The organism is Citrobacter tructae (assembly GCF_004684345.1).
GTDB classification, from domain to species: domain Bacteria; phylum Pseudomonadota; class Gammaproteobacteria; order Enterobacterales; family Enterobacteriaceae; genus Citrobacter; species Citrobacter tructae.
This window is the reverse complement of sequence record NZ_CP038469.1, coordinates 2,561,677-2,577,961: the sequence shown is the minus strand read 5'-3', so window position 1 is coordinate 2,577,961 and position 16,285 is coordinate 2,561,677. Positions and strand designations below refer to the sequence as shown.

15 protein-coding genes are annotated in these 16,285 nt (G+C 52.3%); 10 read left to right on the top strand and 5 right to left on the bottom strand.

The genetic code is table 11. From position 1 onward, the window contains the following. Positions 1–29 precede the first annotated feature (29 nt). From murC to mutT, 9 genes are all read left to right on the top strand, one after another. Positions 30–1,505, top strand: a complete 1,476-nt coding sequence (gene murC / locus E4Z61_RS13125) for a UDP-N-acetylmuramate--L-alanine ligase (protein WP_135323156.1) — start codon at positions 30–32, stop codon at positions 1,503–1,505. Next, the gene (locus tag E4Z61_RS13120) at positions 1,498–2,418 is read left to right on the top strand and encodes a D-alanine--D-alanine ligase (RefSeq protein ID WP_135323155.1); all 921 of its coding nucleotides are present in this window, start codon (positions 1,498–1,500) and stop codon (positions 2,416–2,418) included. Before murC ends, E4Z61_RS13120 begins: the two co-directional genes overlap by 8 nt. Position 2,419: 1 nt before the next feature. Next, positions 2,420–3,253, top strand: coding sequence for a cell division protein FtsQ (ftsQ, locus tag E4Z61_RS13115; RefSeq protein ID WP_135323154.1), 834 nt, complete (start codon positions 2,420–2,422; stop codon positions 3,251–3,253). Continuing rightward, positions 3,250–4,512 (top strand): cell division protein FtsA, encoded by a 1,263-nt coding sequence (gene ftsA / locus E4Z61_RS13110; RefSeq protein WP_003018755.1) that lies wholly within the window; start codon positions 3,250–3,252, stop codon positions 4,510–4,512. Before ftsQ ends, ftsA begins: the two co-directional genes overlap by 4 nt. Before the next feature lie 60 nt (positions 4,513–4,572). Beyond that, positions 4,573–5,724 (top strand): cell division protein FtsZ, encoded by a 1,152-nt coding sequence (gene ftsZ, locus E4Z61_RS13105; protein WP_003018753.1) that lies wholly within the window; start codon positions 4,573–4,575, stop codon positions 5,722–5,724. A 100-nt stretch (positions 5,725–5,824) separates the two neighbouring features. Further along, on the top strand, positions 5,825–6,742 hold the full coding sequence (lpxC, locus tag E4Z61_RS13100; RefSeq protein ID WP_135323153.1) for a UDP-3-O-acyl-N-acetylglucosamine deacetylase: 918 nt from the start codon (positions 5,825–5,827) through the stop codon (positions 6,740–6,742). A 283-nt stretch (positions 6,743–7,025) separates the two neighbouring features. Continuing rightward, complete coding sequence (gene secM / locus E4Z61_RS13095) at positions 7,026–7,532, top strand: secA translation cis-regulator SecM (RefSeq protein WP_135323152.1); 507 nt, start codon at positions 7,026–7,028, stop codon at positions 7,530–7,532. Between the two features lie 61 nt (positions 7,533–7,593). After that, positions 7,594–10,299: a preprotein translocase subunit SecA gene (secA, locus tag E4Z61_RS13090; RefSeq protein ID WP_135323151.1), complete on the top strand. Its 2,706-nt coding sequence runs from the start codon at positions 7,594–7,596 to the stop codon at positions 10,297–10,299. A gap of 55 nt (positions 10,300–10,354) precedes the next feature. Then, positions 10,355–10,744, top strand: a complete 390-nt coding sequence (gene mutT / locus E4Z61_RS13085) for an 8-oxo-dGTP diphosphatase MutT (protein ID WP_135323150.1) — start codon at positions 10,355–10,357, stop codon at positions 10,742–10,744. A gap of 89 nt (positions 10,745–10,833) precedes the next feature. Here the strand turns inward: mutT and yacG are convergent, their stop codons facing one another. The 3 genes from yacG to coaE are packed head-to-tail and all read right to left on the bottom strand — an operon-like array spanning position 10,834 to position 12,401. After that, positions 10,834–11,028: a DNA gyrase inhibitor YacG gene (yacG, locus tag E4Z61_RS13080; protein WP_135323149.1), complete on the bottom strand. Its 195-nt coding sequence runs from the start codon at positions 11,026–11,028 to the stop codon at positions 10,834–10,836. 9 nt (positions 11,029–11,037) lie between these two features. Beyond that, positions 11,038–11,781 (bottom strand): cell division protein ZapD, encoded by a 744-nt coding sequence (gene zapD, locus E4Z61_RS13075; protein ID WP_135323148.1) that lies wholly within the window; start codon positions 11,779–11,781, stop codon positions 11,038–11,040. Then, positions 11,781–12,401, bottom strand: a complete 621-nt coding sequence (gene coaE, locus E4Z61_RS13070) for a dephospho-CoA kinase (RefSeq protein WP_135323147.1) — start codon at positions 12,399–12,401, stop codon at positions 11,781–11,783. Before coaE ends, zapD begins: the two co-directional genes overlap by 1 nt. Positions 12,402–12,626: 225 nt before the next feature. Here coaE and E4Z61_RS13065 point away from each other — a divergent pair, with 225 nt between their 5' ends. After that, on the top strand, positions 12,627–13,670 hold the full coding sequence (locus E4Z61_RS13065; RefSeq protein ID WP_135323146.1) for a GMP reductase: 1,044 nt from the start codon (positions 12,627–12,629) through the stop codon (positions 13,668–13,670). A gap of 32 nt (positions 13,671–13,702) precedes the next feature. Here E4Z61_RS13065 and hofC read toward each other — a convergent pair whose 3' ends face one another. Both hofC and gspE read right to left on the bottom strand, forming a co-directional pair. After that, complete coding sequence (gene hofC, locus E4Z61_RS13060; protein ID WP_135323145.1) at positions 13,703–14,905, bottom strand: protein transport protein HofC; 1,203 nt, start codon at positions 14,903–14,905, stop codon at positions 13,703–13,705. Next, positions 14,895–16,280 (bottom strand): type II secretion system protein GspE, encoded by a 1,386-nt coding sequence (gspE, locus tag E4Z61_RS13055; RefSeq protein WP_135323144.1) that lies wholly within the window; start codon positions 16,278–16,280, stop codon positions 14,895–14,897. Before gspE ends, hofC begins: the two co-directional genes overlap by 11 nt. Positions 16,281–16,285: the final 5 nt, after the last annotated feature.

Here is a 16,285-nt window from a genome sequence, read left to right as displayed (position 1 = left end):
GCATGAACTGAGAAGTTAATGGCTAAAGAATGAATACACAACAATTGGCAAAACTGCGTTCCATCGTGCCCGAAATGCGTCGCGTTCGGCACATTCACTTTGTCGGCATCGGTGGTGCGGGTATGGGCGGTATTGCCGAAGTTTTGGCCAATGAAGGTTATCAGATCAGCGGTTCTGACTTAGCGCCGAACCCGGTCACGCAGCAGTTGACCAACCTGGGCGCGACAATTTTCTTCAACCATCGCCCGGAAAACGTGCGCGATGCGAGTGTGGTTGTTGTGTCCAGCGCCATTTCTGCGGATAACCCGGAAATTGTTGCGGCGCATGAAGCGCGTATCCCGGTGATTCGCCGCGCAGAGATGCTGGCTGAGTTAATGCGTTTTCGTCACGGCATCGCCATTGCCGGGACGCACGGTAAAACTACGACCACCGCGATGGTTTCCAGCATTTACGCGGAAGCGGGACTGGATCCGACCTTTGTCAACGGCGGACTGGTGAAGGCTGCGGGCGTACATGCGCGCTTAGGCCATAGCCGCTATCTGATTGCGGAAGCGGATGAGAGCGATGCGTCGTTCCTGCATTTGCAGCCGATGGTGGCGATTGTCACCAATATCGAAGCTGACCATATGGATACCTACCAGGGCGACTTCGAAAATTTAAAGCAGACGTTTATTAATTTCCTGCATAACTTGCCGTTTTATGGTCGTGCGGTGATGTGCGTTGACGATCCGGTGATCCGCGAATTGTTACCACGCGTCGGTCGTCAGACCACAACCTACGGTTTCAGCGATGACGCCGACGTGCGTGTGGAAGATTATCTGCAGATTGGCCCACAGGGGCACTTCACGCTGCTGCGTCAAGGGATGGCTGCTCTGCGTGTGACGTTGAACGCGCCGGGCCGTCACAATGCCCTGAACGCGGCGGCGGCGGTAGCGGTAGCGACCGAAGAGGGAATCGAAGACGACGCTATTCTGCGCGCGCTGGAAAGCTTCCAGGGTACTGGACGCCGTTTTGACTTCCTCGGTGAATTCCCGCTGGAACCGGTAAATGGTAAAGCAGGTAGCGCCATGCTGGTGGATGACTACGGTCACCACCCGACGGAAGTGGATGCCACCATCAAAGCCGCACGCGCGGGCTGGCCGGACAAAAATTTGGTGATGCTGTTCCAGCCGCATCGCTTTACGCGTACCCGCGATCTGTACGATGACTTTGCTAACGTGCTGACTCAGGTTGACACGCTGCTGATGCTGGAAGTGTATGCCGCAGGTGAAGCACCGATCCCGGGAGCTGACAGTCGTTCGCTGTGCCGTACCATTCGTGGTCGCGGTAAGATTGACCCGATTCTGGTGTCCGATCCGACCCAGGTGGCAGAAATGTTGGCTCCGGTCTTAACCGGCAACGATCTGATTTTGGTGCAGGGTGCTGGAAATATCGGCAAAATCGCGCGTTCCTTAGCTGAAATCAAACTGAAGCCGCAAAACCCGGAGGAAGAACAACATGGCTGATAAAATCGCAGTCCTGTTGGGGGGAACCTCCGCAGAACGAGAAGTGTCGTTGAATTCAGGTGCAGCGGTGATGGCCGGTTTACGCGAAGGCGGTGTGAATGCACACCCGGTTGATCCAAAAGAGGTCGATGTCACGCTTCTGAAATCAATGGGTTTTCAGAAGGTGTTTATTGCGCTGCACGGCCGAGGTGGTGAAGATGGTACCTTGCAGGGCATGTTGGATCTGATTGGCCTGCCCTATACCGGCAGTGGTGTGATGGCTTCCGCTATCTCAATGGACAAACTGCGCAGCAAATTGCTGTGGCAGGGTGCAGGTTTACCGGTTGCGCCGTGGGTGGCGTTGACTCGTGCTGAGTTCGAAAAAGGGCTTAGCGATAACGTGGTTACGAAAATTTCTGCGTTAGGCTTACCGTTGATCGTGAAGCCAAGCCGTGAAGGCTCCAGCGTCGGAATGTCAAAAGTTGAAGAAGAAAATGCTTTGCAGGGTGCATTAGCATTGGCTTTTCAGCATGATGAAGAAGTACTGATTGAGAAATGGCTGAGTGGCCCGGAATTTACCGTTGCGATACTTGGCGAAGAAATTTTACCGTCAATACGTATCCAACCGGCGGGAACCTTCTATGATTATGAGGCGAAGTATCTGTCTGATGAGACACAATATTTCTGTCCTGCTGGTCTGGAAGTTGAACAAGAGGCCGCTTTACAGGCGTTAGTCCTGAAAGCATGGACCGTGCTGGGCTGTAAGGGGTGGGGTCGCATCGACGTTATGCTGGACAGCGATGACCAGTTTTATCTGCTGGAAGCGAATACCTCTCCGGGTATGACCAGCCACAGTCTGGTGCCAATGGCGGCACGTCAGGCGGGCCTGAGCTTCTCGCAGTTGGTGGTACGAATTCTGGAGTTGGCGGACTGATATGTCGCAGGCTGCGCTGAACACGCGAAACGGTGATGAAGAAGAACTTCTCTCCTCACGCCGCAACAATGGAACGCGTCTTGCAGGAATTATCTTCCTGCTGACAGTGCTGTGCACCGTGTTTGTGAGCGGCTGGGTAGTGTTGGGATGGATGGAAGATGCGCAGCGTTTGCCGTTGTCAAAACTGGTTTTGACCGGTGAGCGTCACTACACGCGCAATGATGATATTCGTCAGTCCATCCTGGCGCTGGGCGCACCGGGAACCTTTATGACTCAGGATGTCAACATCATCCAGAGCCAGATTGAACGCCTCCCTTGGATTAAACAGGCGAGCGTCAGAAAGCAATGGCCTGATGAATTGAAGATTCATCTGGTTGAATATGTGCCAATAGCGCGTTGGAATGATCAACATATGGTCGATGCTGACGGAAATACGTTTAGCATACCGACGGGTCGATCCAACAAGCAGGTATTACCGATGTTGTATGGCCCGGAAGGCAGCGCAAGTGAAGTGCTGCAAGGGTTCCGCGATATGGGGCAGGTGCTGGCTAAGGATAGATTCACCCTGAAGGAAGCGGCGATGACCGCTCGTCGTTCCTGGCAGTTGACGCTGAATAACGATATTAAGCTCAATCTGGGCAGGGGCGATACGATAAAACGTTTGGCTCGCTTTGTGGAACTCTACCCGGTTTTACAGCAGCAGGCGCAAACCGATGGCAAACGGATTAGCTACGTTGATTTGCGTTATGACTCAGGAGCGGCAGTAGGCTGGGTTCCCTTGCCTCCTGAGGAATCTAATCAGCAACAGAATCAGGCACAGGCAGAACAACAATGATCAAGGCGACGGACAGAAAACTGGTAGTTGGACTGGAGATTGGCACCGCGAAGGTAGCCGCTTTAGTAGGGGAAGTTCTGCCCGACGGTATGGTCAATATCATTGGCGTGGGCAGTTGCCCATCGCGAGGTATGGATAAAGGCGGGGTGAATGATCTTGAGTCAGTGGTGAAGTGCGTACAGCGCGCCATTGACCAGGCTGAGCTGATGGCAGATTGCCAGATTTCCTCGGTGTATCTGGCGCTTTCCGGTAAACATATTAGCTGTCAGAATGAAATTGGTATGGTGCCCATTTCCGAAGAGGAAGTGACGCAGGAAGATGTGGAAAACGTGGTACATACGGCGAAATCCGTACGCGTGCGCGATGAGCATCGTGTTCTGCATGTCATTCCACAGGAATACGCCATTGACTACCAGGAAGGCATTAAAAATCCGGTAGGGCTTTCCGGTGTACGCATGCAGGCCAAAGTACACCTGATCACCTGCCACAACGACATGGCGAAGAATATTGTTAAAGCCGTTGAACGTTGTGGTCTGAAAGTTGACCAACTCATATTTGCCGGGTTGGCAGCCAGTTATTCCGTGTTGACGGAAGACGAACGTGAGCTGGGTGTCTGCGTGGTCGATATTGGTGGTGGTACAATGGATATCGCCGTTTATACTGGCGGGGCGTTGCGCCATACCAAAGTGATCCCTTATGCAGGGAATGTGGTAACCAGCGATATCGCGTATGCCTTTGGTACACCGCCTAGCGATGCCGAAGCCATCAAAGTTCGTCATGGCTGTGCGCTGGGATCTATCGTCGGTAAAGATGAAAGCGTTGAGGTGCCAAGCGTGGGCGGTCGTCCGCCGCGTAGTCTGCAACGTCAGACACTGGCAGAGGTGATCGAGCCGCGTTATACCGAGCTGCTCAACCTGGTCAACGAAGAGATTTTGCAATTACAGGAACAGCTTCGCCAGCAAGGTGTGAAACATCATCTGGCGGCGGGGATTGTATTAACCGGTGGCGCTGCACAAATTGAAGGCCTTGCGGCATGCGCTCAGCGCGTGTTCCACACGCAGGTGCGAATTGGTGCACCGCTTAACATTACCGGTCTGACAGATTATGCCCAAGAGCCGTACTATTCAACGGCGGTGGGGTTGCTTCACTACGGGAAAGAATCCCATTTGAGTGGTGAGGCTGAAGTTGAAAAACGTGTAACAGCATCGGTTGGTTCGTGGATCAAACGACTCAACAGCTGGCTGCGAAAAGAGTTTTAATTTTTATGAGACCGGCAACAATTACGGTCTCAGGCGACAGGCACAACGGAGAGAGAAACTATGTTTGAACCTATGGAACTGACCAACGACGCGGTGATTAAAGTCATCGGCGTCGGCGGCGGCGGCGGTAATGCCGTTGAACACATGGTGCGCGAGCGCATCGAAGGTGTTGAATTCTTCGCGGTGAATACCGACGCTCAGGCGTTGCGTAAAACGGCGGTTGGACAGACCATTCAGATTGGTAGCGGCATTACCAAAGGTCTGGGCGCGGGTGCAAACCCGGAAGTCGGTCGCAATGCGGCTGATGAAGATCGTGAAGCTCTGCGTGCAGCGCTTGACGGCGCAGACATGGTGTTCATCGCAGCAGGCATGGGCGGCGGTACCGGTACCGGTGCAGCGCCAGTGGTTGCTGAAGTAGCAAAAGATTTAGGTATTCTGACCGTTGCTGTCGTGACTAAGCCTTTCAACTTTGAAGGCAAAAAACGTATGGCATTCGCGGAGCAGGGTATCACCGAGCTGTCCAAACATGTGGACTCTCTGATCACTATCCCGAACGACAAACTGCTGAAAGTCCTGGGTCGTGGTATTTCCCTGCTGGACGCGTTTGGCGCAGCGAACGACGTGCTGAAAGGCGCGGTTCAGGGTATCGCTGAGCTGATCACCCGTCCGGGTCTGATGAACGTTGACTTTGCAGACGTGCGCACCGTGATGTCCGAAATGGGCTATGCGATGATGGGCTCTGGCGTTGCGAGCGGTGAAGACCGTGCAGAAGAAGCAGCTGAAATGGCTATCTCTTCTCCGCTGCTGGAAGACATCGATCTGTCTGGCGCACGCGGCGTACTTGTCAACATCACTGCGGGCTTCGACCTGCGTCTGGATGAGTTCGAAACTGTGGGCAACACCATCCGTGCATTTGCATCGGATAATGCGACTGTGGTTATCGGTACTTCTCTGGACCCGGATATGAACGACGAACTGCGCGTCACCGTGGTTGCCACTGGAATTGGTATGGACAAGCGTCCGGAAATCACCCTGGTGACCAACAAGCAGGTACAGCAGCCGGTAATGGATCGTTACCAGCAGCACGGTATGGCGCCGTTGACGCAAGAGCAGAAACCGGTAGCAAAAGTGGTAAACGACAATACGCCGCAGACCACCAAAGAGCCGGATTATCTGGATATCCCCGCATTCCTGCGTAAGCAAGCTGATTAAGAATTAGCTGGAATTTGGGAATTGTGCCTCTTTGTGCTAAACTGGCCCACCGAATGTATAGTACACTTCGGTTGGATAGGTAATTTGGCGAGATTATACGATGATCAAACAAAGGACTCTTAAACGTATCGTTCAGGCGACTGGCGTCGGTTTGCATACCGGCAAAAAAGTCACCCTGACATTACGCCCTGCGCCGGCCAACACCGGGGTCATCTATCGTCGCACCGACTTGAATCCTCCGGTAGATTTCCCGGCCGATGCCAAATCTGTGCGTGATACCATGCTCTGTACGTGTCTGGTCAATGAGCATGATGTACGGATTTCAACCGTTGAGCACCTTAATGCTGCTCTGGCGGGCTTAGGTATCGATAACATCGTTATTGAGGTTAATGCCCCGGAAATCCCGATCATGGATGGCAGTGCTGCTCCGTTCGTTTACCTGCTGCTTGATGCAGGTATTGAAGAATTGAACAGCGCCAAAAAATTTGTACGCATCAAAGAGACTGTTCGTGTCGAAGATGGCGACAAATGGGCTGAATTCAAGCCGTTCAATGGTTTTTCGCTGGATTTCACCATCGACTTTAACCATCCGGCGATTGATGCCAGTACCCAGCGCTATGCGATGAACTTCTCGGCGGATGCGTTCATGCGCCAGATCAGCCGTGCGCGTACTTTCGGCTTCATGCGTGATATCGAATATCTGCAGTCCCGTGGCCTGGCCTTGGGCGGTAGCTTCGATTGTGCCATCGTTGTTGACGATTATCGCGTATTGAACGAAGACGGCCTGCGTTTTGAAGATGAATTCGTTCGTCACAAAATGCTCGACGCGATTGGTGACTTGTTCATGTGTGGTCACAATATTATTGGTGCATTCACCGCGTACAAATCCGGTCATGCATTAAATAACAAATTGTTGCAGGCTGTCCTGGCAAAACAGGAAGCTTGGGAATTTGTGACCTTCCAGGACGATGCAGAACTGCCGCTGGCATTCAAAGCACCTTCGACCGTACTGGCGTAACGACACTCGTTGTCGCATAAATTCGACTGGTAAATCTGGCACTCTCTCCGGCCAGGTGAGCCAGTCGTTTTTTTTATGTACTCATCAATGCAGCCTTTCCCAACGCAAACTTTTCTCTGTCGCTACGTTAAAATAGTGTGCGATCGCTGCTTTCTTGAGCATATATTCCCATGGCGGGTTGTCATTACTGCTGTGGAGTGGTCGCTTTAATGATAAGATTTGTGCGCAAAAAAATGTTTTGCATTCGTAACCCCAAACGCAGGGTATATCAGGTGGCAAAAACGTGAGTGGAATACTGACGCGCTGGCGACAGTTAGGCAGACGGTACTTCTGGCCGCATCTCTTATTGGGGATGGTCGCGGCGAGTTTTGGCCTGCCCGCGATCGGTAATGCCGCTGAGCCAAATACCCCCGCAAAGGCAACCGCCAGCAATCACGATCAATCTGCTAAGGTAAACTTTAGCCAGTTGGCTCTGCTGGAGGCGACCAATCGCCGCCCAAATTTTACCGTCGATTACTGGCATCAGCATGCTATTCGTACGGTTATTCGTCATCTCTCCTTTGCCATGGCTCCTCAGGCGCTACCCGTTGCCGAAGAGCCGTTGCCGAACCAGGCGCATCATCTTGCTTTACTGAATACGCTCAGCGCGATGCTGACGCAGGAAGGCAATCCGCCTGCGATCGCAAGTCGTGTAACGTATGCACATTTTACCTCTCAAGCCGCGTTTAGCATTCCTGTCTGGATAAGCCAGCTGCAGGGGATCCGCGCTGGCCCTCAACGCCTCAGCTAAAAAAAGAACCTTCCAACTTATAAATTTTGACTCCGCGCTGCGGGGCGTTTGAGATTTTATTATGCTAATCAAATTATTAACGAAAGTATTCGGTAGCCGTAACGAACGTACGCTGCGTCGTATGCGTAAAGTGGTCAATGTCATCAATGCCATGGAACCGGCGATGGAAAAACTCTCCGATGACGAACTGAAGGCGAAGACCACTGAGTTCCGTGCGCGCCTGGAAAAAGGCGCGACCGTTGAGAGCCTGATCCCTGAAGCGTTCGCGGTGGTACGTGAAGCGAGTAAACGCGTGTTTGGCATGCGCCACTTCGACGTGCAGCTGCTGGGCGGTATGGTGCTCAACGAGCGCTGCATCGCAGAGATGCGTACCGGTGAAGGTAAAACCCTGACTGCAACGCTGCCTGCTTACCTGAACGCATTAAGCGGCAAAGGCGTACACGTGGTTACCGTCAACGACTATCTGGCACAGCGTGATGCCGAAAATAACCGTCCGCTGTTTGAATTCCTCGGTATGACCGTGGGTATCAACATGTCTGGCCTGCCGGCACCAGCTAAGCGTGAAGCCTATGCCGCCGATATCACCTACGGTACCAACAACGAATACGGTTTTGACTACCTGCGTGACAACATGGCGTTTAGTCCAGAAGAGCGCGTTCAGCGTAAACTGCACTATGCGCTGGTCGATGAAGTCGACTCCATCCTGATCGATGAAGCGCGTACGCCGCTGATCATTTCCGGCCCGGCTGAAGACAGCTCGGAAATGTATAAGAAAGTGAACAAAATCATCCCGCATCTGGTGCGCCAGGAAAAAGAAGATTCTGACTCCTTCCAGGGCGAAGGCCACTTCTCTGTTGATGAGAAAGCGCGTCAGGTGAACCTGACCGAACGTGGTCTGGTACTGATTGAAGAACTGCTGGTAAATGAAGGCATTATGGATGAAGGCGAGTCACTGTACTCTCCGGGCAACATCATGCTGATGCATCACGTGACTGCCGCACTGCGCGCGCACGTTCTGTTCACCCGCGATGTCGATTACATTGTGAAAGACGGTGAAGTTATTATCGTCGACGAACACACAGGACGTACCATGCAGGGGCGTCGCTGGTCCGATGGTCTGCACCAGGCTGTTGAAGCGAAAGAAGGCGTGGATATCCAGAACGAAAACCAGACGCTGGCATCTATCACCTTCCAGAACTACTTCCGTTTGTACGAAAAACTGGCCGGTATGACCGGTACAGCAGATACGGAAGCGTTTGAATTTAGCTCTATCTACAAACTGGATACCGTAGTCGTCCCGACCAACCGTCCGATGATCCGTAAGGATTTGCCGGATCTGGTGTACATGACCGAAGCGGAAAAAATTCAGGCGATCATTGAAGATATTAAAGAACGTACCGCTAACGGTCAGCCGGTACTGGTAGGGACTATCTCCATTGAGAAATCTGAAGTGGTCTCTAACGAACTGACCAAAGCAGGTATCAAACACAACGTTCTGAACGCCAAGTTCCACGCTAACGAAGCGGCGATCGTCGCACAGGCGGGTTATCCGTCAGCCGTGACCATCGCAACTAACATGGCGGGTCGTGGTACGGATATCGTGCTGGGCGGTAGCTGGCAGGCAGAAGTTGCCGAGCTGGAAAACCCGACAGAAGAACAAATCGCGCAGATTAAAGCTGACTGGCAGGTGCGTCACGACGCGGTATTAGCCTCCGGTGGTTTACACATCATTGGTACCGAACGTCACGAATCTCGTCGTATCGATAACCAGCTGCGCGGTCGTTCCGGTCGTCAGGGTGATGCGGGTTCTTCTCGTTTCTATCTGTCGATGGAAGATGCGTTGATGCGCATTTTTGCCTCTGACCGCGTATCTGGCATGATGCGTAAACTGGGTATGAAGCCGGGCGAAGCGATCGAGCATCCATGGGTCACTAAAGCGATTGCCAACGCGCAGCGTAAAGTAGAAAGTCGCAACTTCGATATTCGTAAGCAGCTGCTGGAATACGATGACGTTGCCAACGATCAGCGTCGCGCAATCTACAGTCAGCGTAACGAACTGCTGGACGTGTCTGACGTTAGCGAAACCATCAACAGCATCCGCGAGGATGTCTTCAAAGCAACTATTGATGCCTATATTCCGCCTCAGTCGCTGGAAGAAATGTGGGATATTCCTGGCTTGCAGGAACGTTTGAAAAACGACTTCGATCTCGACATGCCGATTTCAGAGTGGCTGGACAAAGAACCTGAGCTGCATGAAGAGACGCTGCGTGAGCGTATTCTGGCTAATGCCATTGAAGTGTATCAGCGTAAAGAAGAGGTTGTGGGTGCAGAAATGATGCGCCACTTCGAAAAAGGCGTGATGCTGCAAACTCTCGACTCCCTGTGGAAAGAGCATCTGGCGGCGATGGATTATCTGCGCCAGGGTATTCACCTGCGTGGTTATGCGCAGAAAGATCCGAAGCAGGAATACAAACGCGAGTCCTTCTCTATGTTCGCTTCGATGCTGGAATCACTGAAATATGAAGTGATCAGCACCCTGAGCAAAGTTCAGGTGCGTATGCCTGAAGAAGTCGAAGCAATGGAGCAGCAGCGTCGCGAAGAAGCTGAACGTTTAGCGCAGATGCAGCAATTGAGCCATAAAGATGACGAATCTGCCGTGGCAGAAGAGCTGGCCGCGCAGACCGGCGATCGTAAAGTGGGTCGTAACGATCCGTGCCCTTGCGGTTCCGGTAAAAAATACAAACAGTGTCATGGCCGTCTGAGCTAAAAAATAACTTACTGAAAAGGCGCAGAATTCTGCGCCTTTTTTATGGACGATAAAAATGAAAATACTGCAAATCGCCGTCGGGATTATTCGTAATCAGCAGAACGAAATTTTTATTACTCAGCGCGCTGCGGACGCCCATATGGCGAATAAGCTGGAATTCCCCGGTGGCAAAATTGAAGCTGGCGAAACCCCAGAGCAGGCGCTGGTTCGAGAGTTACAGGAAGAGGTGGGGATTACGCCAATTCACAGTACTCTGTTCGAAAAGTTGGAATATCAGTTTCCGGACCGACACATCACCCTATGGTTCTGGCTGGTTGAAAGCTGGGAAGGTGAACCGTGGGGAAAAGAGGGGCAACCCGCTCAGTGGATTGCGCAGAGTGCGCTGAATGTTGATGATTTCCCGCCAGCCAATGAACCGGTGATCAAAAAGCTGATTGTAGGGTAACGTTTTTCGTAGGCCGGATAAGGCAACGCCGCTATCCGGCACATGATGGGCGGGGGCGCTGCGCTTACCCGCCTTACGTTTGCGCTGAATTACTTTTGCTCTTCGCTCCAGTCATCATTTTCTGACAGATCGCCGGAGCTGGGGATACGCTTCTCTTCTGCGGCCCACTCGCCCAAATCGATTAACTGACAGCGTTTACAGCAAAATGGGCGAAACGGGCTCACTTCTCCCCAGACGACTGGCTTACCACAGGTTGGGCAGTTGACGATGGTTTGTTCAGACATATTCACTCCTTAACAGCATGCCAGCTCAAAATCGAGGCGTTCCGGCACCTGACCATTTTCGCTATCCAGCGGCATAAAACGAATGGCAAAACGGCTCTTATGACCCGATATCTGCGGGTAGAGCTGTGAATTAAGCGGCAGATGCAAACGCAGCAAATCCGCATCTTCACCGTTGTCCTGGTAGAAACCGTTCAGGCTGGTTTGCTTACGTAACGGCGCAGAGTTACGGATTAAATCAAGAACCAGCGTCAGTGCCTGTGTCAGTGGATTCAGGCTGGCAAGCCAGGTTTCGATCTGGACATCGCGCTGTGCCTGAGGCAGATGCAGCCAGATATGCAGAGTGGGCAAATCAAAGCTGCAGCATCCACCAGGAATACTTAAACGCTGGCGTACCAAGCCAATTAGGCGATCTTCACGCAGTGTTTGTCCAATGCGCGGCGCCGAAATTAAAATGCTGCCCGCGTTTTTTAACTGCTGGCGCAGGGCATCTATTCTGCTTTGGTCGACGCCGGGAACTTCAACCCAGGCCTGAAGTTTACGTTGTTGTCGTTCCAACTCTTTGAGGAGTTCGGTGCGTACTTCACCACGTTCAAATACATCCAGTAAATCCCCAATATTTCTAAAAAAATGCAATGCGCCTGCATAATCGGCAACGGGTAAGTTAACGGAGAGTTGCTGGGTCAGAAACTCAATGCGCAGCCATGTGCGCATCTTCTCATTGAGAGGGTGTTCAAAAAGGACCTGGGTGTGCATTACGGTTTTTCCTGTGAGACAAACTGCGACGCGCAGTGCAAATAACGCGCGTGCAGGCGGGCGACATCCGAGGCGATGGCATCCGGTGCGCCATTATTATCAATAACATCGTCTGCCACGGCAAGACGCGCTTCACGTGTTGCCTGGGCAGCCAAAATTTGTTCAACATGTTCGCGTGTGACATCATCACGCTGCATGGTTCGTCTGAGCTGGGTCTCGGGAGTAACATCGACCACGAGTACGCGATTGGCCTTTTTGTACAGCGAGTTTTCAACGAGCAGCGGGACGACCCATAACAAATAAGGGGACGTCGCTTGCTGAAACTGGCGCTGAGTTTCCTGTTGAATAAGTGGATGAAGCAGGGCGTTTAGCCAAGATTTTTCATCAGGATGAGAAAAAATACGTTCGCGTAAAATTCGCCGTTGTAACGTTCCATCTGCGGCGATGAGTTCACTACCAAAATGTTCGACAATCGCGTTAAGGGCAGGTGTACCGGGCTCAACGACCTGACGCGCAATAATATCGGCGTCAATCACGTTTATTCCGAGGTCAGCGAATGCATTTGCAACGGTACTTTTACCGCTGCCAATGCCGCCAGTTAAGGCTACCGTATACCTCATAGACTCGGATCCTGGAGTTTAAGTTTGATTATCAAACAGTTAAAAGTTAAGCATGCGAAGGTGAGGCGGCTGCAGGATTAACCTACAATGCACCAGGTAAATTTATGGGATTGTAGCGTAAAAAAAGAGAATTTCGCAGTCTTGCGCGGTATTGATTAGTGCGTATGATAGCGTCACTGGAGTTGTGAGTTTCGATTTTTCGCCATTAACCCCAGGAATCCGCACATGCGTATCGAAGAAGATCTGAAGTTAGGTTTCAAAGACGTTCTTATCCGCCCTAAGCGTTCTACTCTCAAAAGCCGTTCCGATGTTGAGCTGGAACGTCAATTTACCTTTAAACATTCAGGTCAGACATGGTCCGGCGTGCCAATCATCGCCGCAAATATGGACACCGTCGGGACGTTTGCTATGGCAACAGCGCTTGCCTCTTTCGATATCCTGACTGCTGTGCATAAACACTATTCTGTTGAAGACTGGTCTGCTTTCATTGCGAATGCATCTGCCGATGTACTCAAACACGTGATGGTTTCTACCGGGACGTCTGACACCGATTTCGAAAAAACTAAACAGATTCTGGCGCTGAATCCTGCGCTGAACTTCATTTGCATTGATGTGGCGAATGGTTACTCAGAACATTTCGTTCAGTTTGTGTCGAAAGCGCGCGAAGCATGGCCGACGAAAACAATCTGCGCGGGTAACGTGGTTACCGGTGAAATGTGTGAAGAGCTGGTGCTTTCTGGTGCAGATATCGTCAAAGTAGGTATTGGTCCGGGTTCTGTTTGTACCACGCGTGTAAAAACTGGCGTTGGCTATCCGCAGCTTTCTGCGGTTATCGAATGTGCTGATGCCGCACACGGTCTGGGCGGTATGATTGTCAGCGATGGTGGCTGCACAATGCCGGGTGACGTAGCAAAAGCATTTGGCGGCGGTGCGGACTTTGTCATGCTCGGCGGTATGCTGGCCGGTCATGAAGAAAGCGGCGGTAAAGTGGTTGAGGAGAACGGCGAGAAATTCATGCTGTTCTACGGAATGAGTTCTGAATCCGCTATGACGCGTCACGTTGGTGGTGTTGCTCAATACCGCGCTGCGGAAGGTAAGACCGTTAAGCTTCCATTGCGTGGTCCGGTTGACTATACCGCACGCGATATCCTCGGCGGTCTGCGTTCCGCCTGCACCTACGTGGGTGCATCTCGTTTGAAAGAGTTGACCAAGCGCACAACCTTTATTCGAGTACAGGAACAAGAAAACCGCGTTTTCAATAGCCTGTAACACGTTAGCTGGCGCAGCATAATGCGCCAGCTTTATCCCATTCCGCTCATCGCATCCCCCAGATGAAAAATCGGTAAGTACATCGCAACCACCAGCGTTCCGATAATTAACCCCGTAATTACAAGTAATGCAGGCTCAAGTAGCGCAGCCAGATTCTCGGCCTGAGACATCGTGTTTTCGCTATGATGTCGGGCAAGATTATGCAGCATCGCATCCAGCGAGCCGGAGGCTTCACCGGTTCTCACCAGCTGTAAACACAATGGACTAAATTCTTCGGCATTTTGCAGCGCCTGCCAGACAGGCTTTCCGGCACTGATGTCGTGGTGTACTTGGGTTAATCGTTGTGACCAGAAAGGGCAGGAGAGCGTTTCAACTACGCTCTCCAGACCTTGTAGAAAGGGGATACCTGCACTTTGCGTCAACGCCAGGACGGTGAAGATCTGCGTGAGTTTTTGGCCCCTGATCAGCGGCCCTATAACAGGGCAACGTAACAAAAGCCGCTGACGCAGAATAAGCCAGGATGGTTTTTGCTTTATCAGACCATATGTTCCACCCAGTATCAGGCCGAGTAATCCCATCAGCCATCCCCATCGACTGCTGTAATAGGCAACGGTCATAATCCCCTGCGTTAACGTCGGGAGCGGGGTGTTGAACGTACGATAGATGGCGGCAAATTCAGGCAGTACAAAGTGCAGCATCGCGAAGACGACCATCACCGCCATGGTGAGGATAATTACCGGGTAACGCAGCGCTTTTTTAACTTTATCCGTAAGGTGCTGCTGTTCTTTCTGCTGGCCGGCCAGTTCAAAACAGCAGACATCCAGTTTACCGGTTAGCTCTCCGGTGCGGATCATTGCCTGGTAAAGCGGCGGAAAAATGTGTTGCCAACGTGACAGTGAGGTGGAAAGTGAAATGCCCTGTTCCATATCGTAAGCCAGCGTGCGCAGCAGCGCCTGCCACTGGCTGCTGGGATGCTGTTCGGCAAGCAGGGCTAATCCGTCGGAAAGTGTCAACCCTGCTTTAAGCAATGTGGCCAACTGGTGTATGACTTCGATACATCGCTCTCTACTCCAGTGCGAGGTTTTAACACGCATACGCTTAGTGCGAATTGGCGTAACGTGCAGTTGTTGCAGAGCAAAGACCAGTGAAGGTCGATCGTCTGCCCATAGCACCCCTTCCGCTGGCTGGCCCTGACAGTTTATGCCTTGCCATCGCCAGAGTTGCTTAGTGGACATGAGGTATTCCCAGCACGCGGATAAGCTCTTCAAATGTCGTTAACCCGCGTTCGACCGCCAGATATCCGCTCTCGAAAAGTGAGTGCATCCCCGCCTGCTGGGCATCGGACTCCACCACGTCAGCAGTGGTACCACTGGCAATAAGCTGGCGTAATGCGGGCGTGACGGGCAGAACTTCAAACAACGCCGTACGGCCATAATATCCCTGATAGCAGTGTTCGCAGCCTGACGCCTGCCAACGCGGGAGCGGCGTGGGCCATAGCGATGGCGGCAGAGTGACTGGGACATCAAGACGTTGCCGACAATGGGGGCACAGCTTTCTGACTAATCGCTGGGCAATCACCAGCGTCAGCGCGGAGGCGATCATCCAACGGGCGACGCCCATTTGTTGCAGGCGTATCAGCGTTTCACTGGTTGAATTGGTATGCAGCGTGGAAAGAACCAGGTGACCGGTTTGCGCGGCTTTAAGAGCGATTTCTGCCGTTTCGCCGTCGCGGATTTCACCCACCATGATAATGTCGGGATCCTGTCGCAGCAGTGCGCGTAATACGCCCTGAAAAGTCAGGCCAGCACGCGGGTTAATTTGCGTTTGGTTTAACCCTTCAATCGGGATCTCTACCGGATCTTCTACGCTACACAGGTTCACATCCGGGGTATTTCGGGTTTGAAGCGCGCTGTAAAGCGTGACCGTTTTTCCGCTCCCGGTAGGACCGGTTACCAGAATCAGCCCCTGAGGCTGCTGCAAGGCTTGCGAAAAAGCGGCCAGCTGCGCGTCTTGCATGCCCAGCGCGTTAATTTCCAGCGCCTGCTCAACCTGATGCAGCAGGCGTAACACGACTTTCTCTCCGTAGCGACAGGGGAGTGTTGCAATGCGAAACGAGATGGGGGCGCCTGATATTTCAACGGTAAACTGTCCATCCTGTGGTAGCCGGTGCTCGGCAATGTCCAGACTGGCCAGCACTTTCAACCTTGCGGTGAAGGCAATCCCCATATCCGTCAGCACCTCCGGCAACGTGTGCAGTACGCCGTCTACGCGTAGTCGTATCCGATAGCGATTTTGCGCAGGCTCAATGTGAATATCAGACGCACGTTTAGTCAGGGCGGATTGCAACGTCTGCGTCAGTAGTTCTGCTGCGGTCGCACTGCCTTCAGGGATGACAGCTGGCAGCATTTGCCGTGGTTTGTGTGCATGTCCTTCCATTTGCTGACGAGTCCAGCACACGATATCGATGCGTCTGGTGGTGGCAAAATGCAGCGCATCCAGCAGTTCGTGAGAAGGGGCATCCACAACGGCGATATGGACCACTTCATTGTCGGCATCCAATAATATTCCCTGATGACGTTGGCACAGCGCAGTAAGTTGTGTGGTATTCATCTCTG

Coding starts and splice junctions, on each gene's coding strand:
- ftsQ (WP_135323154.1), top strand. CDS start 2,420: ATGTCGCAGGCTGCGCTGAACACGCGAAACGGTGATGAAGAAGAACTT.
- E4Z61_RS13120 (WP_135323155.1), top strand. CDS start 1,498: ATGGCTGATAAAATCGCAGTCCTGTTGGGGGGAACCTCCGCAGAACGA.
- ftsA (WP_003018755.1), top strand. CDS start 3,250: ATGATCAAGGCGACGGACAGAAAACTGGTAGTTGGACTGGAGATTGGC.
- E4Z61_RS13065 (WP_135323146.1), top strand. CDS start 12,627: ATGCGTATCGAAGAAGATCTGAAGTTAGGTTTCAAAGACGTTCTTATC.
- zapD (WP_135323148.1), bottom strand. CDS start 11,781: ATGCACACCCAGGTCCTTTTTGAACACCCTCTCAATGAGAAGATGCGC.
- gspE (WP_135323144.1), bottom strand. CDS start 16,280: ATGAATACCACACAACTTACTGCGCTGTGCCAACGTCATCAGGGAATA.
- yacG (WP_135323149.1), bottom strand. CDS start 11,028: ATGTCTGAACAAACCATCGTCAACTGCCCAACCTGTGGTAAGCCAGTC.
- coaE (WP_135323147.1), bottom strand. CDS start 12,401: ATGAGGTATACGGTAGCCTTAACTGGCGGCATTGGCAGCGGTAAAAGT.
- ftsZ (WP_003018753.1), top strand. CDS start 4,573: ATGTTTGAACCTATGGAACTGACCAACGACGCGGTGATTAAAGTCATC.
- hofC (WP_135323145.1), bottom strand. CDS start 14,905: ATGTCCACTAAGCAACTCTGGCGATGGCAAGGCATAAACTGTCAGGGC.
- lpxC (WP_135323153.1), top strand. CDS start 5,825: ATGATCAAACAAAGGACTCTTAAACGTATCGTTCAGGCGACTGGCGTC.
- murC (WP_135323156.1), top strand. CDS start 30: ATGAATACACAACAATTGGCAAAACTGCGTTCCATCGTGCCCGAAATG.
- secA (WP_135323151.1), top strand. CDS start 7,594: ATGCTAATCAAATTATTAACGAAAGTATTCGGTAGCCGTAACGAACGT.
- mutT (WP_135323150.1), top strand. CDS start 10,355: ATGAAAATACTGCAAATCGCCGTCGGGATTATTCGTAATCAGCAGAAC.